This window comes from Pseudomonas fitomaticsae, from assembly GCF_021018765.1.
Lineage (GTDB): Bacteria > Pseudomonadota > Gammaproteobacteria > Pseudomonadales > Pseudomonadaceae > Aquipseudomonas > Aquipseudomonas fitomaticsae.
This window is the reverse complement of record NZ_CP075567.1, coordinates 3,687,664-3,707,804: the sequence shown is the minus strand read 5'-3', so window position 1 is coordinate 3,707,804 and position 20,141 is coordinate 3,687,664. Positions and strand designations below refer to the sequence as shown.

Annotated in this window: 19 protein-coding genes; 5 read left to right on the top strand and 14 right to left on the bottom strand. The window is 62.3% G+C overall.

The window, feature by feature from the left end:
* Positions 1-79: 79 nt before the first annotated feature.
* The 7 genes from KJY40_RS16535 to KJY40_RS16505 all read right to left on the bottom strand — a co-directional run bounded on the left by KJY40_RS16535 (position 80) and on the right by KJY40_RS16505 (position 7,380).
* Complete coding sequence (locus KJY40_RS16535; protein ID WP_085603179.1) at positions 80-742, bottom strand: flavin reductase family protein; 663 nt, start codon at positions 740-742, stop codon at positions 80-82.
* An 11-nt stretch (positions 743-753) separates the two neighbouring features.
* Positions 754-2,241, bottom strand: coding sequence for an amidohydrolase family protein (locus KJY40_RS16530; protein ID WP_230731232.1), 1,488 nt, complete (start codon positions 2,239-2,241; stop codon positions 754-756).
* Positions 2,238-3,434: an amidohydrolase family protein gene (locus KJY40_RS16525; RefSeq protein ID WP_230731227.1), complete on the bottom strand. Its 1,197-nt coding sequence runs from the start codon at positions 3,432-3,434 to the stop codon at positions 2,238-2,240. The genes KJY40_RS16530 and KJY40_RS16525 overlap by 4 nt, the downstream gene beginning before the upstream one ends.
* An 85-nt stretch (positions 3,435-3,519) precedes the next feature.
* On the bottom strand, positions 3,520-4,572 hold the full coding sequence (locus KJY40_RS16520) for an extracellular solute-binding protein (protein WP_230731225.1): 1,053 nt from the start codon (positions 4,570-4,572) through the stop codon (positions 3,520-3,522).
* A gap of 18 nt (positions 4,573-4,590) precedes the next feature.
* Positions 4,591-5,379 (bottom strand): ABC transporter permease, encoded by a 789-nt coding sequence (locus tag KJY40_RS16515; protein WP_064597101.1) that lies wholly within the window; start codon positions 5,377-5,379, stop codon positions 4,591-4,593.
* Positions 5,376-6,293 carry an ABC transporter permease gene (locus tag KJY40_RS16510; RefSeq protein WP_230731224.1) on the bottom strand — a complete coding sequence of 306 codons (918 nt, stop codon included), beginning with the start codon at positions 6,291-6,293 and terminating at the stop codon, positions 5,376-5,378. Before KJY40_RS16510 ends, KJY40_RS16515 begins: the two co-directional genes overlap by 4 nt.
* A 1-nt stretch (position 6,294) precedes the next feature.
* Entirely contained in the window at positions 6,295-7,380 is a 1,086-nt protein-coding gene (locus KJY40_RS16505; RefSeq protein WP_230731222.1) for an ABC transporter ATP-binding protein, read from the bottom strand.
* A 140-nt stretch (positions 7,381-7,520) separates the two neighbouring features.
* Between KJY40_RS16505 and KJY40_RS16500 the strand changes: the two genes are divergently transcribed.
* The 3 genes from KJY40_RS16500 to KJY40_RS16490 all read left to right on the top strand — a co-directional run bounded on the left by KJY40_RS16500 (position 7,521) and on the right by KJY40_RS16490 (position 13,117).
* Positions 7,521-8,210: a GntR family transcriptional regulator gene (locus KJY40_RS16500; protein WP_230731221.1), complete on the top strand. Its 690-nt coding sequence runs from the start codon at positions 7,521-7,523 to the stop codon at positions 8,208-8,210.
* Positions 8,211-8,342: 132 nt separating this feature from the next.
* A complete protein-coding gene (locus KJY40_RS16495) occupies positions 8,343-10,454 on the top strand; it encodes a hybrid sensor histidine kinase/response regulator (protein ID WP_230731219.1) in 2,112 nt (703 codons plus the stop codon).
* A gap of 29 nt (positions 10,455-10,483) precedes the next feature.
* Entirely contained in the window at positions 10,484-13,117 is a 2,634-nt protein-coding gene (locus KJY40_RS16490) for an excinuclease ABC subunit UvrA (RefSeq protein ID WP_230731217.1), read from the top strand.
* 118 nt (positions 13,118-13,235) lie between these two features.
* Here KJY40_RS16490 and KJY40_RS16485 read toward each other — a convergent pair whose 3' ends face one another.
* The 7 genes from KJY40_RS16485 to KJY40_RS16455 form a co-directional block, all read right to left on the bottom strand.
* The gene (locus KJY40_RS16485; protein WP_230731215.1) at positions 13,236-15,179 is read right to left on the bottom strand and encodes a response regulator; all 1,944 of its coding nucleotides are present in this window, start codon (positions 15,177-15,179) and stop codon (positions 13,236-13,238) included.
* Positions 15,169-16,044: a sensor histidine kinase gene (locus KJY40_RS16480; protein ID WP_230731214.1), complete on the bottom strand. Its 876-nt coding sequence runs from the start codon at positions 16,042-16,044 to the stop codon at positions 15,169-15,171. Before KJY40_RS16480 ends, KJY40_RS16485 begins: the two co-directional genes overlap by 11 nt.
* The gene (locus KJY40_RS16475) at positions 16,037-17,047 is read right to left on the bottom strand and encodes an ATP-binding protein (protein WP_230737709.1); all 1,011 of its coding nucleotides are present in this window, start codon (positions 17,045-17,047) and stop codon (positions 16,037-16,039) included. The genes KJY40_RS16480 and KJY40_RS16475 overlap by 8 nt, the downstream gene beginning before the upstream one ends.
* On the bottom strand, positions 17,044-17,448 hold the full coding sequence (locus KJY40_RS16470) for an anti-sigma regulatory factor (protein WP_115078142.1): 405 nt from the start codon (positions 17,446-17,448) through the stop codon (positions 17,044-17,046). Before KJY40_RS16470 ends, KJY40_RS16475 begins: the two co-directional genes overlap by 4 nt.
* Positions 17,445-17,807 (bottom strand): STAS domain-containing protein, encoded by a 363-nt coding sequence (locus KJY40_RS16465; RefSeq protein WP_007959463.1) that lies wholly within the window; start codon positions 17,805-17,807, stop codon positions 17,445-17,447. Before KJY40_RS16465 ends, KJY40_RS16470 begins: the two co-directional genes overlap by 4 nt.
* Before the next feature lie 3 nt (positions 17,808-17,810).
* Complete coding sequence (locus tag KJY40_RS16460; protein WP_230731213.1) at positions 17,811-18,662, bottom strand: STAS domain-containing protein; 852 nt, start codon at positions 18,660-18,662, stop codon at positions 17,811-17,813.
* A 229-nt stretch (positions 18,663-18,891) separates the two neighbouring features.
* Positions 18,892-19,413: a DUF4142 domain-containing protein gene (locus KJY40_RS16455; RefSeq protein ID WP_230731212.1), complete on the bottom strand. Its 522-nt coding sequence runs from the start codon at positions 19,411-19,413 to the stop codon at positions 18,892-18,894.
* A gap of 205 nt (positions 19,414-19,618) precedes the next feature.
* On the opposite strand from KJY40_RS16455, the gene KJY40_RS16450 reads away from it, so the two are divergent.
* The gene (locus KJY40_RS16450) at positions 19,619-19,861 is read left to right on the top strand and encodes a YdcH family protein (protein ID WP_007959466.1); all 243 of its coding nucleotides are present in this window, start codon (positions 19,619-19,621) and stop codon (positions 19,859-19,861) included.
* Positions 19,862-19,970: 109 nt separating this feature from the next.
* A complete protein-coding gene (locus KJY40_RS16445) occupies positions 19,971-20,141 on the top strand; it encodes a hypothetical protein (RefSeq protein WP_230731211.1) in 171 nt (56 codons plus the stop codon).

Below are 20,141 nucleotides of genomic sequence, written 5' to 3'. Positions count from 1 at the left end.
AGTCAGCATCCATGTTGAATGACAAACCGCTTTCGCGAGCAAGCCCGCTCCCACAGGGGTAATGCGTTGCTCTGTTGATTTATTTGGCTGCCGGCCAGAACCGCTCGCCACCCCCCGGTGCCTCCGTCCACGCTTGCAACGAGCGGGTCGGCAGGTCGAAGTAATCCCGGGTCCGCGCATAACCATGCCCGCCCATGCGCCCGATCGCATCCAGTCCCAATTGATCGATGTACAGGGTTTTCGGATCGATCAACTCATCGCGCACATGCGCCATCAACACCTCGCCAAAAATGATCTCCCGCGACTGACCGATGTTCAGCGCCATCATCCGCCGACACTCCAGCGCCACCGGTGCTTCGCCGATTCGCGGGCATTTGACCGAGGTGCCGGGAATTGCCGTCAGCCCTGCTGCGGTCAACTCATCGAAGCCCGGCGCGAACGGCACGGCGCAGACGTTCATGGCTTCCACCAATGCATCGCTGACGATGTTGACGGTGAATTCCTGATTCATCTGGATATTGCGCGTAGTGTCCTTGGGGCTCTGGTCGCCGTAGTTCTCGACGCCGAGCGCCAGAATGGGCGGGTCCGCCGACAGCGCATTGAAGAAGCTGAACGGCGCCGCGTTGACCCGGCCTTCGGCATCGATGGTGGTGACCAGTGCAATCGGGCGTGGCACCACGCTGCCGATCAGAATCTTGTATTTTTCCCGTGGGCTCAGTTGGCTGAAGTCGAAGCTGTGCATGGCAGTGTTCTCTAAAGAAGTGGATCGATGGCGCTCAACGGCGCTTCGGCGCTGTAGTCGTCGGCGAACGGAATGGCCGGCTGGAACAGGGTTTTCCAGTCCGGTCGGCCAAAGGCCCGGTCGCTGTGGCTGCGCATCAGTTTTTCGTATTGGCGTTGGGCCTGGCGTTGCAGAGTGGGGTAGTCGACGCCGTTGACCTGACCGTCGTGCATCACGCAGCGACCGTCGATGTAACTGGCGATGCAGTCGTCGCCGCGCCCGGCCAGCAGCAGGTTTTTCAGTGGATCGAACAGCGGGCCCAGATGCAGGCCGCGCAGGCTGAACACGGTGATATCGGCTTTGGCGCCCGGAGCCAGGCGACCGAGGTCGTCACGGCCCAATGCCTTGGCGCCGCCGAGGGTCGCGGCGTTGTACAGGTCGAGGCTGCTGGTCAGCGCCGAGCCGCCCTCCATGAGCCGGGCGATGTTCAGACCGTGGCGCATGTTGGCCAGCAAGTCCGCCGGCCAGGTGTCGGTGCCGAGGGCGAAATTGATGCCTTTGGCCCGATAACGGCCGAATGAATTCAGCGCCTCGCCATCGCGGGCGAACACCAGCGGGCAGTGCACCAGACTCGCGCCGCCGTCGATGAGCCGTTGCAGATCGTCATCGCCCGAGGTGTAGATGCCGTGGGGCAACAGGTTGCGTGGCGTAAGTAAATCCAGCTGCTGCAACCAGCCCAGCGGCGTGGTGCCTCGCAATTGTTCGACCATCGCCACTTCACCCAGCGCCTGACAGCAATGCAGACGCATCGGTGCGTTCAGTTCGCGGCTCAATGCGGAGGTACGTTGCAGCAGTGCCGGGGTGCAGGTCTGGATGCGATCCGGCAGCAGTGCACCGCGAATCAACCCGGCGTGCGCGCCATCGAAATCCTTGAAAAACCGTTCGGCCGCGTCCAGTCCTGCCAGGCCCCGAGCCTCATCCCAATGGTGGGCGAGGGTGCCGTCGGCGCACCAGTAACTCATGCCGCTCATGTAGCAGGGGCCGAGATAGGTGCGCAGCCCCAGTTCGCCAGCCACGCCGGCGACCGCCGCGAACTCGTCGTAGGTCTCCGCCCATTCGCGGTAATACATCGAGGTGATCGGCATCGCCGTGGTGATGCCGTTGCGGATCAACTGGGTGAAGGCGTAGCGGTATTTGAAGACCTCCTCTTCCGGACTGAACGACTCACGCGGGCCGGTCGCCAGATATTCCGCCGACCACATCCGGCCCATGGTGCGTTCGTCGCCGTTGTCCAGGGTCAGCACCGTAGAATCGAGATCGCCGAGGGCATCCAGGTCGATGAAACCGGGTCCTATCAACGCATTGCCGTAGTCGATCCACTGATCCACCGGGCCTTGATAGCCTCGCCCGACAAACTCGATGCGCGAGCCGGCAAACACCACTTCGCCGTCACGCCACAGCACATGTTGCGTGCCATCGAAGCCGACCACGCAACCGGCCTTCAGGCCGATACGTTTCACAGACGGCTGCCCAGCAGGCGACCGCCGCTGGCGATCAGTTCGCCGCCGCGATAGACCTGACGCACTGGCCGCGCGACCACGGCTTCACCGAGGGTTTCGACCGGCATCAGCAGAAAATCCGCAGGCTTGCCGATGGCGAAGCCGTAATCCTCGATCCCCAATGCGCGCGCTCCGTTCACCGTTGCCGCGTCAAACGCCGCCGCCAGTTCATCGTCCTTGCCCAGATCGAAACGGAATGCGAGCAACATCGCCCGTTCCAGCATGTCGCCGTTACCCATCGGCGACCACGCATCACGAATGCCGTCGGAACCGAGGCACACGTTGACCCCGGTCTCACGCAGCGCCAGAAACGGTGGAACCGCGCAGTCGGCCGGCGCCGAACTCATCAGCGAAATGCCCAATGCCGCCAATCGCTCGGCGACCGGTTTGACCTGACTCCACGGCAACATGCCCAGGCAATAAGCGTGGCTGATCATCACCCGGTTTTGCAGGTTGAAACGCTCGGTGTAATCGGCGATCCGGGCGATCTGCCACAGGCCCAGTTCACCTTTGTCGTGCAGGTGAATATCGACGCCACGCTGGAATTCACTGGCCAGTTTGAACACGAAATCCAGCTGCGCGATCGGGTCGTTGTCGATGCCGCACGGGTCGAGTCCGCCGACGTTTTCCACGCCCAGGGCCATGGCTTCGCGCATCAGTTCGGCGGTGCCGGGGCGGCTGATCAGGCCGGTTTGCGGGAAGACCACCAGTTGCAGGTCGATCAGGTCGTTGTACGTTTCGCGCAGTTGTTGCATGGCTTCGACGTGGCGCAGGCCGAATTCCGGGTCGATGTCGACATGGCAACGCATGGTCAGCGAACCCCGGGCGATGCAGTTTTCCAGCAGGGCGCGGGCGCGTTCGGCGATTGGCGCTTTGACTTCACGCAGGACGCGGCGCTCGTTGCTGATGTAATCCTTGAGCGTCGGGCCGGCGCTGTTCGGGCGCCAGGGTTGGCCATACAGGGTCTTGTCGAGGTGGACGTGGCTTTCCACCAGCGGGGCGGTCAGGAGCTGGTTCTGGCCGTCGATGTCGGTGGCGGCCAGCGGCGCGTTGGAGGCCGGGCGGCGTTGGCTGAATCGGCCGTTTTCGATCAGTAAGTCTTCGGCGGGGGTGCCGTAGGGGCGGATGTTTCTGAGCCAGCGGGGGGGGGACATTTCATACCTCTGTTTCTATGTTGTCTGGGCGGGCCTCTTCGCTGGCAAGCCAGCGATGGCCGCGACGCGGTCTCAAGTCAGGCAATCAACCCTTGAGCTTCGACCAGATCCGGTCCTGCAGCTCCCGCGCCTTGTTGCTGCATTCCTTCTCCGGCCGTAGCCGCGAGGCGTATTCCTCGGGCATGTTGATCGCGTCCATGACTTTCCATTTCGCATCCAGCAACTGATCGCTCTGAATCCCGTTGGCATAGGCAATCGCGTTGGACACGGCCGCCGCGTTCTCGGGTTTCATCATCCAGTCGATGAAGATCTTCGCGTTACCCGGATGCGGCGCGCTTTTCGGTACGGCGAAGTTGTCCTGGAACATCGCCAGGCCTTCTTTCGGGTACACGTACTTGATCGTGCTCTTCTGCAACGTGGCGCGGGCCGTCGAGCCGTTCCAGTTCTGCATCATGATCACTTCGCCCGAGGCCATGCGGTCGACGGTGTTGTCGGAGCTGTACATCTTCAAAAACGGTTTCTGCTTTTGCAGCAGCTCGAGGATGCGCTTGGCGTCCTGCGGGTTTTCCGTGCATTCGTCGACGTTCAGGTAATGGCTGGCGGCGTTGATCACGCTGCTGGAGGTGTCGAGGGCGGCGAGCTGGCCTTGCAGTTCCTTGCGCGGTTCGAAGAACTCTTTCCACGAGTCGTCGAGCTTGCCGCCCGGCACCCGGGCGCTGTCATAGGAAAACCCGGTGGTGCCCCACAGGTACGGCGCCGAAAACTTGCGGCCCGGATCGAAGCTCGGGTCGCGGAACGGGCCTTTGACGTACTGGAAATTGCTCAGGGTCGGCGTGTCGATTTCCAGCAGCAGGTCCTGCTTGATCAGCGTCTGCATGATCGACTGCGACGGCACGATCACGTCATACGCCGCGCCGCCGGCCTGCAACTTGGCGAGCAGGGTTTCGTTGCTGTCGTAGCCGTCCATGGTGACCTTGATCCCGGTCTCCTTTTCGAACTTGGCCAGCAGATCCACCGGGTAGTAATCGGTCCAGTTGTAGAAGAACAATTGCTTGGGCTCGGCAGCGTGGGCGCTGAGCGCGGTGAAACAACTCAGGGCCAGACTGGAAATAGCCAAACGCATGCTTTTGGTTTTCATGAACAGAGCGCTCCAGGTTTATTGTTGTTTGCCGCGTTGGCCGAGCCAGAAGGCCAGCACCACGAGCACGATGGAAATCACCAGCATCAGGGTCGAGATCGCGTTGATCTCCGGCGTTACGCCGGCCTTGATCGCCGAGAAGATGTACACCGGCAACGTGGTCGAACCGGGCCCGGCGACGAAGAAGGTCATGATGAAATCGTCGAGGCTGACCACGAATGCCAGCACCGAACCGGACAACACCGCCGGCCACAGCAGCGGCAAGGTCACGCGGCGAAACACCTGCCACGGGTTGGCGTACAGATCGTTGGCGGCCTCCAGCAGGCTCTTGTCCAGATCGTTGAGCCGTGCGCGGATCGGCAGGTAGGCGAACGGAATGCAGAAGCCGATGTGCGCGACGATCACGGTCATCAGCCCGAGCTTGATGCCCAGCGCCATGAATAGCAGCAGGGTGGCCACAGCGGTGACGATCTCCGGCAGGATCAGCGGCAGGTTGATCCCGCCCTCGACCATTTTCTGCCCGTAGAACGGCCGGTAAGTCGCCAGCGCCGCCAGCAGCGCAATCGCCGTGGCGCACACGGTGGCGATGGTTGCGACGATGATCGAGTTCAGCGCCGCCGTCTGGATCGATGGGTTGGCCAGGATCCGTCCGTACCAGGCGAACGAGAACTCGGTCCACACCGTCGCCGAGCGGTTGGCGTTGAAGCTGTAGGCGATCAACACCAGGATCGGCACGTACAGGTAGGCGAGGATCAGCAGGCTGATTTCCCGGGTCGCCGGGAGTTTTTTCAGGTGCAGAGAGATCATGCTTTCGCTCCCCGGTTCAGGGTTTTCGCCGCGCTGCGGCTGTAGAGGGCGTAGAGCACCAGCGACAACAGCAGAATCCCCAGCAACAGGAACGACAGCGAGCTGCCGAGGGGCCAGTTGCGCGCGGTGCCGAATTGCTGCTGGATCAGGTTGCCGATCATCAGGGTCTTGCCGCCGCCGAGGATCGCCGGGGTGATGAAGGCGCCGAGGCTCGGCACGAACACCAGCAACGCGCCGGCAATCACGCCGGGCATCGACAGCGGCAGGATGATCCGGCGCAGTGCGTACCAGCGGTTGGCGCCCAGGTCATAGGCGGCTTCCACCAGACGCCAGTCGAGTTTCTCCAGGGTCGAATAGATCGGCAGGATCATGAACGGCAGGAAGCTGTAGACCAGGCCGACGCTGACCGCGAAGTCGTTGTAGAGCAGGGTGATGCCGCCGGCACTCGGGAACAGTGCGTTGAGGCTCTGGGCGACCCAGCCCTGTTCACGCAGGATGATCAGCCACGCGTAATTGCGGATCAGCAGGTTGGTCCAGAACGGTATGGTGATGAGCAACACCATCAGATTGCGCCGGCGCGGGGTCAGGCTCGACATCCACAACGCCACCGGAAACCCGAACAGAAAGCACAGCACCGTGGTGCCGCCGGCCTGGAACACTGAGCGCAACAGCGCCTGGGCGTAGACCCAGTTCAGTTCCAGTTCACCGTCGAAACCTTCCTGGAAAAACAGCTGCACGTAACTCTGCAATTGCCATTGGGCCTGCCAGTCGACGCCGCCGTAGGTGTTGCGCGGCAGCAGGCTGATGTAGCCCATGATCCCCAGCGGAATGGCGATCAGGGCGAGCAGGGTCAACACCACCGGGCTGAGCAACAGCGCGCGGTTGAGGGAGGGGGAAGTGCTGCTGACGCTCATCTCAGGCCTCCATCAACAGGCAGGCCTGGGGCGGCAGGTGCACCGCCACGCGCTCGCCGACGGCACGACCACGGTTCAGACCTTCGTTGTTTTCCCGCAGCATGACTTTGATGTCGTTGTTCAAACGGCACTGGTACAGCGTCGCGGTGCCGACATACAGCACGGCCTCGATCACGCCGCGCAGATGATGCGGCTGGTCCGCCGCCACCAGTTGCGAACGCTCAGGACGAAACGCCAGTTGCACGCTGCTACCGTTGACGCCTTGCGGCGGGCAGGGGATTTCCACCGGCATGCCGTTGGGCACGAAGATGTTTTCGTTGTGTTCGCCACGCTTGAGCTGGCCGGGGAGGAAATTGATGTCGCCGATGAACTGAGCGACGAAGCGGTGCTGCGGGCGCTCATAGATGTCGGTCGGGGTGCCGATCTGCAGGATCTTGCCGGCGGACATCACCGCGATCCGGTCGGACAGGGTCAGGGCTTCTTCCTGATCGTGGGTGACGAAAATGAAGGTGATGCCGGCTTCCTGCTGCACGCGCTTGAGTTCGACCTGCATTTCCTTGCGCAGCTTCAGGTCCAGCGCCGACAGCGGTTCATCCAGCAACAGCACTTTCGGTTTCGGCGCCAGGGCCCGGGCCAGAGCGACGCGCTGTTGCTGGCCGCCGGATAATTCTGCCGGTTTGCGCCCGGCCAGGTGCTCCATCTGCACCAGCGCGAGCATTTCGTCGACCCGTCCCGGAATCGTCTTGCGATCAAGACCCTGCATCTCGAGGCCGAAGGCGATATTCTGCGCGACACTCATGTGCGGAAACAGCGCGTAACTCTGGAACACCGTGTTGACCCGACGCTTGAACGGCGGCAGGTGATTGACCGTTTCACCCGCCAGACGGATCTCGCCGTCGCTGACGTGTTCGAAACCGGCGATGGTGCGCAGCAGGGTGGTCTTGCCGCAGCCCGAGGGGCCGAGGAGGGTGAAGAATTCGTTGTCAGCGATGTTCACCGACACGTTGTCGAGGGCTGGCGCCAGGCCAGGATCATCAGAATACCGCTTGGATACGTTACGCACTTCAATGGCTATTGGTTGACCCATAATGGTGCAATCCTCTAATTATTGTATGCAATATCTGAATGCAATTTAGAAATACCCGGATTAATCTGCTGGCGCAACCCCCCATTTCCCTGACTGAGTCGTGCGTCGGGCAGCGTTGCCAGCATTGAAGGAGTTTTCAAATGACCGAGAAAAAAACGGAAACCACGGTCGACCGCGTCTACCAAGGGGTTTACGAGGCGATCAGCAAGCGTTCGCTGCGGCCGGGGATGAAGCTGGGCGAGGCGTCGCTGGCGGAGTTGTTCAATGTCAGCCGCACGTCGGTTCGTGCCGCACTCAAGCAACTGGAGGCTGACGGACTGGTCACCACCGAGCCCAATAAAGGTGCGTCGGTGTCGCTGCCCAGCGATGAAGAGATCCGTTCGCTGTTCGAAACCCGGCGCCTGATCGAGATCGGCATCGTCACCGAATTGTGCCGACGCAAGGACTCTGCGGTGATGCAGGACTTGCGCGATCACTTGCTGCTGGAAGACGAAGCCCACGAGGCGGGCGATCATGAGCGGCTGATTCACCTGCTCGGCGAGTTCCACATCAAACTGGCCCGTAGCCTCAACAACCCGGTGTTGCTCGACTGGTTCCAGAAACTGATTTCCCGCGCCTCGCTGTACGCCGCCGCACTGGATGACGACAGCCACGAAGCCTGCCGCGACGACGAGCACCTGCGGCTGATCGAGTACATCGAGGCCGGCAATCAGAACGCAGCCATTGAGCTGACCTGTATGCACCTGGACGGCATCCAGAAGGCGATCCTCGACGTCGCTGCAAAGCTCAAGACTGGCTACCATCCGCTCAAACACCTGATCGAAGTCTGAACGTCGAGCCGGGGTGAAATCGGCTATACCTCTAATGAAACCATCGCTGCCCGGCGCGCTCGAAACAGACGGGCGCGGCGCTTGAACGCGCAGCGATAGAACCGGACCCACCACAAGGCGTTGAAGCAGCCGATGCAGTTTTTATCCGATAGCCATGGGTGTGACGGCTGGCAAGGCGAGATGGCCGGGCGGATCCGTGCGTTCGACTGGAGCGGCACGGATCTGGGCTCTCTCGAAACCTGGCCGGCCAGCCTGTGCAGCACGGTGCAGTTGATGCTGGCCTCGCCGCTGCCGATGGTCATGCTCTGGGGCCATGCCGGTTACATGATCTACAACGACGCCTATTCCCGATTCGCCGGCGGCCGGCATCCGTACCTGCTCGGATCACCGGTGGAGCTGGGCTGGCCGGAGGTCGCCGATTTCAACCGGCATGTGGTGGACACCTGCCTGGCGGGTGGCACCCTGGAGTATCGCAACAAAGTTCTGGTGCTGCTGCGCGACGGGGTGCCGGAGGACGTCTGGCTCGATTTGTATTACAGCCCGGTGGCCAACGATGCCGGGGTGCCTTCGGGCGTGATGGCGATGGTGGTGGAAACCACTGAACTGGTGTTGTCCGAGCGTCTGCGCCAGGCCGCTGAAGATGCCTATCGCGCCGATAACGAGCGGGTGCGACTGGCACTGAATGCCGGCGCATTGATCGGCTCCTTTGTCTGGGACGTCAGAAACAATGTGCTGTCGGCCGACGAGCGTTTTGCCCGGACATTTTCCTACCCGCCGGATCAAGACCTGACCAACCTGCCGCAACATATCGCCGAAGCGCACATTCATCCTGACGATCGCAATTGGGTACAGGAGTGCGTGGAGAATTCGGTGCGTACCGGCGAGCCCTACAACGCCGAGTACCGGGTGGTGCGTGCCGATGGCAGTTGTCTGTGGGTGCTCGCCAGCGGCGCTTGTGAATTCGACGAGCAGGGCCGGCCGTTCCGTTTTCCCGGTGTGCTGATCGATATTCACGAGCGCAAGATTGCCGAAGAATCCCTGCTCAAGTTCACCCGTAACCTCGAGCAGCGTGTGGCAGATGAAGTCGAAGCGCGCCTCGCCGCCGAAGAGCAGTTGCGCCAGTCGCAGAAACTCGAAGCCATCGGTGGCCTCACGGGCGGTGTGGCCCATGACTTCAACAACCTGCTGCAAGTGATCGCCGGCAACCTGCATCTGCTGGCTCGCCATGAGCCGGACAATACCAACGTCCAGCGTCGGGTCGGCGCCTCGCTGGCGGCGGTGGAGCGCGGCGCCAAGCTGTCTTCGCAACTGCTCGCGTTTGCCCGGCGTCAGCCGCTGTCGCCGGCGGTGTGCGATCCTCGGCAGATCTTCGAAGGCGTCGGCGAGTTGCTGCAACGGGCGCTGGGCGAAATCATTCAGATCGAGGTGCAACTGCCGGACGAACCGTGGCACATCAACGTCGATCGCAATCAACTGGAAAACGCCATTCTCAATCTGGCGATCAATGCCCGGGACGCCATGAAAGGCGAGGGCACGATTGTGCTCGGTGCCGCCAACCTCTCACTGGACCGGGCGTTCTGTTCGGGCAAGGGCATCGTGCCGGGGGATTTCGTCCGGGTTTCGGTCAGTGACAGCGGCGTCGGCATCGCCCCGCACATGCTCGAGCAGGTGTTCGAACCGTTCTTCACCACCAAGGCCGACGGCCAGGGCACCGGCCTCGGTTTGAGCATGGTGTTCGGCTTCGTCAAACAGAGCGGCGGGCATGTCGAGATCGACAGCCAGGTGGGTCAGGGCACGCGAGTGCAGTTGTACTTTCCGCGCAGCCTGCGACCGGTGGGCGAAGCGCCGCCCAGCGTGGAGAAACATCTCACGGGCGGCCACGAGACGATCCTGGTGGTCGAGGACAACGAAGCGGTACGCACCTCGGCGGTCGAGTTGTTGCGCGAAGAAGGCTATCGCGTGCTGATCGCCGGCAATGGCGACGCGGCCATGCAGGTGTTGATGGAAGGCGCTCGGGTCGACCTGATCTTCACCGACGTGGTCATGCCCGGCCTGATCAAGAGCTCCGATCTGGCGGCGTGGGCCAAGGTGCAGATGCCACCGGTGGCCGTGCTGTTCACCTCGGGCCACACCCGCGACATCATCTCGCGCAACCACCAGCTCAGCCCCGATACGCATCTGCTCGGCAAGCCTTACGGCCCCGAAGCGCTGTTGCAGATGATCCGAACCGTGCTCAGTGCCTGAGCTTCGAATCCCTTGACCAAGGCTGACCAATGACCTCCAAGCGCAGTTCCAATTCCGCCGCCGGCATGGTTCGCGTGCGCGGCGCCCGTGAACACAACCTGAAGAACGTTGACGTCGATATTCCCCGTGATGCGCTGGTGGTGTTCACCGGTGTGTCGGGCTCGGGCAAATCGTCGCTGGCGTTTTCAACGCTGTATGCCGAAGCCCAGCGGCGCTATTTCGAATCGGTGGCGCCTTATGCGCGGCGGCTGATCGATCAGGTTGGCGTGCCGGACGTCGATTCCATTGAGGGTCTGCCACCGGCCGTGGCCCTGCAGCAACAGCGCGGCACGCCAAGTACGCGTTCGTCGGTGGGCAGTGTGACCACGCTGTCGAGCCTGATCCGCATGCTGTACTCGCGCGCCGGCAGCTATCCGCCGAATCAGCCGATGTTGTATGCCGAGGATTTTTCACCGAACACACCACAAGGCGCGTGCCCGGAGTGCCATGGACTGGGCCGGGTTTACGAGGTGACCGAGGCGTTGATGGTGCCCGATCCGAATCTGACCATCCGCCAACGCGCCGTGGCCTCCTGGCCGCTGGCCTGGCAGGGGCAGAACCTGCGCGACATCCTGGTGACCATGGGCATCGACGTCGATATTCCATGGCGCAAGCTGCCGAAAAAGCAGCGCGACTGGATCCTCTTCACCGAGGAAACGCCGACGGTTCCGGTGTACGCCGGGCTGACGCCGGAAGAAACCCGCGTCGCCCTCCAGCGAAAAATGGAACCGAGTTATCAGGGCACCTTCACCGGCGCCCGGCGCTACATCCTGCACACCTTCACCCATTCGCAAAGCGCGCTGATGAAGAAGCGCGTGTCGCAATTCATGCTCGGCAGCCTCTGCCCGTTGTGCGATGGCAAACGCCTCAAGCGCGAGGCACTGTCGGTGACGTTTGCCGGGCGTGACATCGGCGAGCTGTCCCGGATGCCGCTGCTGCAAGTCGCCGAAGTCTTGAAGCCGGTGGCGGATGCGAGTTGGCTGGAACAGGCCGATGAAACCGGCGAAACCCTGACCCACAGCCAGACCCGCGAAGCCCGCCAGCAGCGCGTGGCTCATGGCGCCAGCGGCCACGCCAACGCGCCTGACGTGCGCCATACGCCGAACCTGTCGCTGGAAAAACGCCTGGCCGCGCAGCGCATTGCCGAGGACTTGCTGGAGCGGGTCAGCACCCTGACCGATCTCGGCCTCGGTTATCTGGCCCTGGAGCGCAGCACACCGACCCTGTCGTCCGGTGAGTTGCAGCGTCTGCGGCTGGCCACCCAACTGGGTTCGCAATTGTTCGGCGTGATCTACGTGCTCGACGAACCTTCCGCCGGCCTGCACCCCGCTGACGGCGAGGCGCTGTTCGAGGCGTTGCAGCGTCTGAAGGCCGATGGCAACAGTGTGTTTGTGGTCGAGCACGATCTGGACACCATGCGCCGCGCCGACTGGCTGATCGATGTCGGCCCGGCGGCAGGTGAAAAGGGCGGGCAGATTCTCTACAGCGGTCCGCCGCCGGGGTTGGCAGCCATCGAACATTCCCAGACCCGCGCCTACCTGTTCGCCGAACAGCAACGGTCGACCCGTGCCGCGCGCAAGCCTTCTGGGTGGCTGAAGCTAGATGGCGTCACCCGCAACAACCTCAATAACCTCAGCGCCGAATTTCCGTTGGGTTGCTTTACCTCGGTCACCGGCGTCTCCGGTTCCGGCAAATCGAGCCTGGTCAGCCAGGCGCTGCTGGAGCTGGTCGGCGCACAGCTTGGGCGCAGCGTCAGTGACGCCGAGCCGGAAGAACTCAGTCTCGAAGATGAGACCCCGACGGCCAGCACCGGCCAGGTCAGCGCCGGGCTGGCGTCGATCAAGCGTCTGGTGCAGGTCGATCAGAAACCCATCGGTCGTACTCCGCGTTCGAATCTGGCGACCTACACCGGGCTGTTCGACAACGTGCGCAAATTGTTCGCCGCGACCGACGAGGCGAAAGCGGCGGGTTACGACGCCGGGCAGTTTTCCTTCAACGTCGCCAAGGGTCGCTGCCCGACCTGCGAAGGCGAGGGATTTGTCAGTGTCGAATTGTTGTTCATGCCCAGTGTTTATGCGCCGTGCCCGACCTGTCACGGGGCGCGTTACAACCCCGAGACCCTGGCCATTCTCTGGCAGGGGTTGAGCATCGCGCAGGTATTGCAACTGACGGTGGACGAGGCGGTGACGGTGTTTGCCGAGCAACCGGCAATCCGCCGTTCGCTGGAGGTGCTGCGCGATATCGGCCTCGGTTACTTGCGCCTCGGGCAACCGGCGACCGAGCTGTCCGGCGGCGAAGCCCAGCGGATCAAACTGGCCACCGAGCTGCAGCGCAACCAGCGCGGTGCGACGTTGTATGTGTTGGATGAGCCCACTACTGGCTTGCACCCGAGGGATGTCGACCGCTTGCTGGAACAACTGGATACGCTGGTGACGGCGGGGCATACGGTGATCGTGGTCGAGCATGAAATGCGCGTGGTGGCGCAGAGTGACTGGGTGATCGACATCGGGCCGGGTGCGGGGGATCAGGGTGGCAAGATCGTCGTGGCCGGGACACCGCAGAAAGTGGCGGCGAGCAAGAAAAGCCGGACCGCGCCGTTTCTTGCCCGTGCCTTGAGCCGATAATTGCGTCGCCAGGGCCGGCCTCATCGCGGGCAAGCCCGCCCCACAAAGTCTGATGTGTTCACGAATGTGTGTACGGCACAAAAACTGTGGGAGCGGGCTTGCCCGCGATGGTGGCGTGTCAGGCGCCGTCGAGCGTGCGGCGCACCTTGTCCAGCAACTCACGGATCTGGAACGGCTTGACCAGCATGTCCATGCCGGCCCCGAGGAACACCTGGCGGTTGATCGCGGTTTCCGCGTAACCGGTCATGAACAGGATCGGCAACCCTTCACGCCAGCCCCGGGCAACGTCCGCCAGTTCGCGGCCGCTCATGCGCGGCAGACCGACGTCGGTCAGCAGCAGGTTGATCGACGGATCGTTCTGCAGGCGTTCCAGCGCGGTTTCGATATCGCCGGCCTGGGTGCAGCGGTAACCGGCGTCCTCCAGCACTTCGGTAACGAACAGCCGCACGGACGGCATGTCTTCGACGATCAGCACATGCTCGCCAGTGCCCTTCGGATCAATCGTCGGCAGCGGCACATCGGCGGCGGTCGGGTCACTGGTCGCCGGCAGCATGATCGTCACTTCAGTACCGCGTCGGGCAACACTGCGGATGTGCGCGTCGCCGCCGGACTGACGGGCGAAACCGTAGATCGTCGACAGCCCCAGCCCGGTGCCCTGGCCCAGCGGTTTAGTGGTGAAGAATGGCTCGAACACCTTGTCGATGACGTTGTGCTCGATGCCGGTGCCGTCATCGCGCACCGACAAGGCCACGTAGGATCCGTCGGTGAGGTTTGGATCGCCGTGGGAGTACGCGGCGTAGGTGCTGACCCAGATATTGCCGCCCTGGGGCAACGCGTCCCGGGCGTTGATCACCAGGTTGAGCACCGCGCTTTCCAGCTGGATCGGGTCAACCAGCGCGATGGCCGGTTTGGTGGTCAGCTCAAGCTTGAGGGCGATGCGTTCGCCGATGGTGCGCACCAGCAACTCTTCAAGCGAACGCACGTGCTCGTTGATGTCCACCGGCCGGGTGTCGAGCGGTTGCTGGCGGGCGAAAGCCAGCAGGCGATGGGTGAGCGAGGCCGCGCTCATCGCCGAGTTCAGGGCCGCTTCGGCGTAGAACCGGACCTTGTCTGGGCGGGCATCGGCGACGCGTTTCTGGATCAGTTCCAGGCTAGTGATGATCCCGGTCAGCAGGTTGTTGAAGTCATGGGCGATACCGCCGGTGAGTTTGCCCAGCGCATCCATTTTCTGCACTTGCAGCAACTGTGATTCGGCGCGAACCCGGTCGGCGACTTCCTTGGCCAGTTGCGTGGTGGTGTCGTCCAGCCGCGCCAGGTGCGAGCGTTCGCGGTGACGATGCTCGGTGACGTCTTCGACGAACACCAGGCTCAGTTTCGGGGTGCGGTAGGGTGAAATCTGCCACTCGGTCTCGCGGATCTCGCCCTGCACGCGCATGTTCAGCGTGCCTTTCCAGCGCTCGCCGTCCTCCAGCCGCAGGCGCAGTTCGTCGAGGATCGCGCTCTGATCCTCGGCGAAGCATTCGCTGAGAGTCTGCGGGTCGCGGTTGTCCTGAATCAGTTGGGAGAAGGCGTGGTTGCACTCGTGGACTTTCAGGTCGGCGTCGAGCACCGCGATGGGCGCGGAGATGTTGACGAAAATCTCGCGAAAACGCGCCTCGCTTTCGCGCAATGCGTTCTCCGTGTCGCGCACTCGCAACAGGGTGCGCAACGTGGCCAGCAGCACATCGGGATCGACCGGGTGAATCAGGTAGGCATCGGCCCCGGCGTCGAGGCCGGTGATGATGTCACCGGTCTGGATCGACGCCGCTGACACGTGGATCACCGGGAGCAGGGCGGTGCCCGGGTCGGTGCGCAGTTTACGCACGATGTCGAACCCGCTCATGTCCGGCAGGTTGACGTCGAGAATCAGCGCATCGAGCGGTTGACTTGCAATCAGGGCCAGGCCGTCGCCGCCGGTGCCGGCTTCGAACACTTCGTAGCCGTGGCGCTCCAGGCGTCGGCGCAGGGCGTAGCGGGTGGCGACGTTGTCATCGACGATCAACAGACGGATGTCATGTCTCATCGACGTTCTCCTGAGCAATCGCCAACGGAATGATCACGAAAAAGCTTGAGCCCACGCCCGGCGTACTTTCGACACCGACCTCGCCACCGAGCAGTTCGGCGAAGCGCTTGCACAGCGACAAGCCGAGCCCGGTGCCGCGCAGGCGTTTTTGCAGCGGCGAGTCGACCTGTGAAAAATCTTCGAACAGGGTGCCGTGCAATTCCGGGGCGATACCGATGCCGGTGTCGCTGACGGCGAACCGCACTTTGTCCTGACCTTCGAGGCGCGCCGAGACCCGGACTTCGCCCCGGGTGGTGAATTTCAGCGAGTTGGAAATGAAGTTGCGCAGAATCTGCGCCAGCTTCTTGTCGTCGGTGAAGAGACGCGGCAGGCCCACCGGCTCTTCGAAAATCAGGTCTACGGCCGTGGCATCGACAATCGGCCGGAACATCCCGCGCAGTGCGGCGAACAGATCGAACATGTCGAACCACGCCGGAGAAATGGTGATGCGCCCGGCCTCGATCTTCGCCAGATCGAGCAGGTCGTCGACCATGTCGCTGAGTTCCCGGGCGGCACTGCTGACAAACGCGACCTGCTTGTGTTGCTCGGGGCTGAGCGGGCCGTCGAGTTCGTCGGCCAGCAGGCTGTTGATGCTCAGGATCGAGCCCAGCGGAGTACGGAATTCGTGGCTCATGTACGACAGGAAGCGGCTTTTCAGGTCGGACGCCTGACGCAGTTGTTCGGCCTGGGTGTCGAGTTCGGCATACAGGGCGAGCACGCCCTGATTGGTCTCGTCGAGCTCTTCGCGCAACGCGGCGGTTTCGCTCTGCAATTGGGCGATCAGCGCGGTCTGTTCTGCGCTGTTCAGGGTCGGGGACTCAGCCATGGGCGGCCTCCAGGGCAATGACCAGCACCGTTACATCGTCGCGCCCGCGACAGAAATCACGGTGCAGGACGGTGGCTATCACGGCGGGATGGCGATGCACCAGACCGGGGTAGTCTTGAAGGTTCCAACGGGACTGCAAGCCGTCGCTGTACATGATCAATAGATGTCCGTTCACGTGAGCATAGTCAAAGGGCTGGGCTTTTCGGTATTGGCCGCCGACGATTCCGGGGTGCGAGGCGAGTCCGCGGGACTTGTCGGCCGTCACCAGACTGGCGCCGATGTTGCCGACACCGGCATAGGTCAGGCTGTCACGCTCGCCATGGAACTGCGCAAATGCCACCGCGCCGCCACGGGTGCCGATCATTTCCCGGTGCAAGTCTTCCATCAGCGGCACCGGGGCGCCGAAGGGGGTCAGGGCGAAGGCTTTTTCACCGGCCCGTCCGGCGCGCTCGGCGTCTTCGCCATGGCCCAGACCGTCGACGATCAGGGCGCTGATATCCGGCCCGTTGAACGCCAGATGCCAGACGTCGCCGCACGCCGGGTCGTTGTGCAGTGAATGCTGACTGACACCGAAGCGCAGATCCGGTTGCCGGTCGGTTCGCGGATACAGGCGCGCCAGCAACACCGCGCCCCGAGCGTCGGCATACACATCAAAGACTTCGGCCTGACGCGACACCGCACCGAGGCCGATCCCCTGCGTCCCGCCCGTGGAAAAACCGTCGGCCATGCAAGCATCGAGATCGAAGCCGCCGGCCCGGTCGACCGCGAGCATTTCGAGGCCGAATCCATCGGCCCGCTTCAGCACCCGCAGATGCATTTCGCCGTGCGTCGCATGCTTGAGCACGTTGCTCGCCAGTTCCGTGGCCACCAGCGCGACTCGTCCGGCATCGCGCTCATCGAAACCGTGTTGCTCGGCGAGTTGCTGCGCCGTGCGCCGGGCATGGCCGATCTGGCTGCTGTCTTCGATCGGCAGCACTCGGGTCAGACTCCCGCTGATATTTATGTCCATCGGGTGATCGTGATCCGGGTGCCTTCGCCGGGTGCAGTGTCCAGTTCGAATTCATCCACCAGACGCTTGGCCCCGGTCAGGCCCAGGCCCAGGCCGCTGCCGGACGTCCAGCCATCGGTCATCGCCAGTTTGATGTCGGCAATGCCTGGCCCCTCGTCGCGAAACGTCAGGCGCAGGCCGACCTTGTGGTTGTCGTCGAGGATCTGCCAGTCCATGTCGCCGCCACCGCCGTAGACCATGGTGTTGCGCGCCAGCTCGCTGACGGCGGTCACCAGTTTGGTCAGGTCGATCAGGCGCATGCCGCATTCGGTGGCCAGTTTGCGCGCCAGTTGCCGGGCGAGCACCACGTCCTGCTCGATATGAATCGGTTGCGTACCGCTGCTGCGCACGGTCATTGCTGGCGTACTCGTTCCTGCAACAGTTTCATGCCGCGCTCGACGTTCAGCGCGGTACTGACGCCCGGCAGATTCAGGCCGAGCTCGACCAGGGTGATCGCGACCGCCGGCTGCATGCCGACCAGCATGGTTTCGGCGTCCATGATTTTCGACAGCCCGGAAATGGTGCCGATCATTCGGCCGATGAACGAATCGACCATGTCCAGCGCCGAGATGTCGATCAACACCCCGCGCGCCGAGGTTTTGCTGATGCGCTCGGACAGGTCGTCCTGCAGGGTGAGGGCGAGCTGGTCATGCATGTCGACCTGGATGGTCACCAGCAGGAAGTCGCCCATCTGAAGAATCGGGATACGTTCCATCGCTTAAACCGTCTTGGCGAGGGTGATGCCCAGGCGGGTCAGCGCCAGTTTCAAGGCATCGGCCAGATTGGCTTTGGTCACCACGCCTTGCAGGTCGAGGCCCAGGTGGACGATGGTCTGGGCGATCTGCGGACGCACGCCGCTGATGATGCAGTCGGCGCCCATCAGGCGGATCGCGGTGACAGTTTTCAGCAGGTGCTGGGCCACGAGGGTGTCGACGGTCGGCACGCCGGTGATGTCGATGATGGCGATTTCCGAACCGGTGTCGACGATGCGTTGCAGCAGGGATTCCATCACTACCTGGGTGCGTTGCGAGTCGAGGGTGCCGATCATTGGCAGCGCGAGGACGCCGTCCCAGAGCTTGACCACCGGGGTCGACAGTTCCAGCAGTTCTTCCTGCTGGCGCTTGATCACCGCTTCACGGGATTTCTGGAAGGTGCGGAGGGTGTGCAGGCCGAACGCGTCGAGCAGTTCGGAGATTTCCCAGAGCTGTTCGGCCAGCAGCGCCGGTTGTTCCCGGTAACGGCTTTGCAGCAAGGTGAACAGCGGGCCTTTGAGGGCGAAGATGAAACTGGCGGTCTGCTGCGAATCCTGACCGAGCAGGGCACGGCTGTGGGACAGCTTCTCGAGGAACTGGCGAGTGTTTTCCCAGCCTGGCGCGGCGATGTTGGTGCCGTTGTCGTTCTCCAGACCGCTGACCACCAGTTGCAGGAACTCGGTGGTCTGTTGTTGCACGTCGTGGTCTTTGAGGTTGCGGGTAGCACCGCTGGTTTGCAGTCCGTTGATCCATTCGCCCAGCAGTTGTGCCTGTTTGTTTTTAATCGCATCGAGTGTGCTGTCCTGCAGTGCTGCCATGTGCCTGTTGCTCCATTGCGAATTGGGGGTCGGTTCTTTGGAAAATGACCGGCGCGAAGTGAATGACCTTGGCCGTTCGAAATAGTTGTTTGTCCCCGCGAGGATATTTTTGATCTACCGCAAGGAACGCACCGGTAACTCTAGTCGGCGTGGCCGGGAATGCTGATCTTTCGCGTGCAATGCAAAGAGGCCGCGTCCAATGGAGGCGGCCTCTTGAGGTGAGTTGCGGTTACTTGCTCGGGTGCTTGGCCTGCAATTCCTTGGCGGCGGCCAGGTGCTTTTGCAGCCCCGGGAGCATTTTCTGGGCAAAACCCTTGAGCTCGGTGGTGCCCTTGACCTTGTCGTCGGTCACGGTGTTGGCCTGTTTCTCGAACAGCTTGATGGCTTCTTCGTGGGCCTTGACCTGATTGTTGGCGTACGCCGCATCGAAGGATTCATCGCGCATGTCCAGGATCTTTTCCTTGGCCTGTTTGACCAGCGTCGTCGTGTCTGGCACTTCGATGTCGTTGGCCTTGGCAATCGTCGCCAGTTCGTCGTTGGCCTTGCCGTGGTCGGTGATCATCATGTTGGCGAAGGCCTTGATGTCGGCCGACTGGCTTTTTTCCAGCGCCAGGCGGCTGGTTTCGATCTCGGCGATGCCACCGGCAGCGGCGTTGTCGACGAAGTCGTTATCGGTGGCGGCGAAGGCCGAGCCCATACCAGTGCTCAAGGCCACGGCCAGAAAAAGATGACGCAGTTTGAATCCGTCCATTGGTGTTTCTCCACGCAGGTTTTTGTGAGCGTTATTCAATGGAGGGAAGTCGCCGACCAAAGGTTTTATCGCATTTGCGAAAGGGCGACGAACGGGCACCGCTGGTCTGACAGGTGGTCGACAGAACCGGTCAACCGAGGCCATTCTGATACCTGGCCAGCGCAATCGGTCGCGTTGGCTGCCGATCAACTGACGGAGGTGTTCCATGCCGGTGACTCATGATTTGTTACAGGACTTGAAACTTACGAAGGAAGAGATCCAGCAACGACGCACCGCGGATCCACATCTGGATGCACTGATCAACAAGTATTCCCAGGCGGACGCCGAAGTCGTCAAGGCCGAGACGGCGACCTCGGATGCACCCAGCGACGACACCCTGAAGAAACTCAAAGAGAAACGCCTGCAGGTCAAGGACAAGATCGTCGAGCAGTTGCAGGCCCGAACCTGACCGTCAGTCGCGCCACCGGCCTTCGGTGGTGAAGCGACTGGAACGACAGCCCTGACTGGCACCTCGAATGTTCAGAGTCTTCACATAGCGACTCTCAGCGAGGTGCCTTATGAAAGATCCAAAATTTCCTAGTGAAGAGCAGGGCGCATTCGACCCGGTTCCCACGCATCCCGAGCCCAATAGCCCGGCGCACACCGTTCGTAATCCTGAAGAGAAACGCAAGAGCGAGGAAGTGCCGGAGGATGAGGATCCGGACAAGTTCGATCGGTCCAGTAACTGA

Excerpts from the sequence above, each read along its gene's own strand:
- KJY40_RS16535 (WP_085603179.1), bottom strand. The coding sequence starts at position 742 with ATGCACAGCTTCGACTTCAGCCAACTGAGCCCACGGGAAAAATACAAG.
- KJY40_RS16525 (WP_230731227.1), bottom strand. The coding sequence starts at position 3,434 with ATGTCCCCCCCCCGCTGGCTCAGAAACATCCGCCCCTACGGCACCCCC.
- KJY40_RS16520 (WP_230731225.1), bottom strand. The coding sequence starts at position 4,572 with ATGAAAACCAAAAGCATGCGTTTGGCTATTTCCAGTCTGGCCCTGAGT.
- KJY40_RS16515 (WP_064597101.1), bottom strand. The coding sequence starts at position 5,379 with ATGATCTCTCTGCACCTGAAAAAACTCCCGGCGACCCGGGAAATCAGC.
- KJY40_RS16510 (WP_230731224.1), bottom strand. The coding sequence starts at position 6,293 with ATGAGCGTCAGCAGCACTTCCCCCTCCCTCAACCGCGCGCTGTTGCTC.
- KJY40_RS16505 (WP_230731222.1), bottom strand. The coding sequence starts at position 7,380 with ATGGGTCAACCAATAGCCATTGAAGTGCGTAACGTATCCAAGCGGTAT.
- KJY40_RS16500 (WP_230731221.1), top strand. The coding sequence starts at position 7,521 with ATGACCGAGAAAAAAACGGAAACCACGGTCGACCGCGTCTACCAAGGG.
- KJY40_RS16495 (WP_230731219.1), top strand. The coding sequence starts at position 8,343 with ATGCAGTTTTTATCCGATAGCCATGGGTGTGACGGCTGGCAAGGCGAG.
- KJY40_RS16490 (WP_230731217.1), top strand. The coding sequence starts at position 10,484 with ATGACCTCCAAGCGCAGTTCCAATTCCGCCGCCGGCATGGTTCGCGTG.
- KJY40_RS16485 (WP_230731215.1), bottom strand. The coding sequence starts at position 15,179 with ATGAGACATGACATCCGTCTGTTGATCGTCGATGACAACGTCGCCACC.
- KJY40_RS16480 (WP_230731214.1), bottom strand. The coding sequence starts at position 16,044 with ATGGCTGAGTCCCCGACCCTGAACAGCGCAGAACAGACCGCGCTGATC.
- KJY40_RS16470 (WP_115078142.1), bottom strand. The coding sequence starts at position 17,448 with ATGACCGTGCGCAGCAGCGGTACGCAACCGATTCATATCGAGCAGGAC.
- KJY40_RS16465 (WP_007959463.1), bottom strand. The coding sequence starts at position 17,807 with ATGGAACGTATCCCGATTCTTCAGATGGGCGACTTCCTGCTGGTGACC.
- KJY40_RS16460 (WP_230731213.1), bottom strand. The coding sequence starts at position 18,662 with ATGGCAGCACTGCAGGACAGCACACTCGATGCGATTAAAAACAAACAG.
- KJY40_RS16455 (WP_230731212.1), bottom strand. The coding sequence starts at position 19,413 with ATGGACGGATTCAAACTGCGTCATCTTTTTCTGGCCGTGGCCTTGAGC.
- KJY40_RS16450 (WP_007959466.1), top strand. The coding sequence starts at position 19,619 with ATGCCGGTGACTCATGATTTGTTACAGGACTTGAAACTTACGAAGGAA.
- KJY40_RS16445 (WP_230731211.1), top strand. The coding sequence starts at position 19,971 with ATGAAAGATCCAAAATTTCCTAGTGAAGAGCAGGGCGCATTCGACCCG.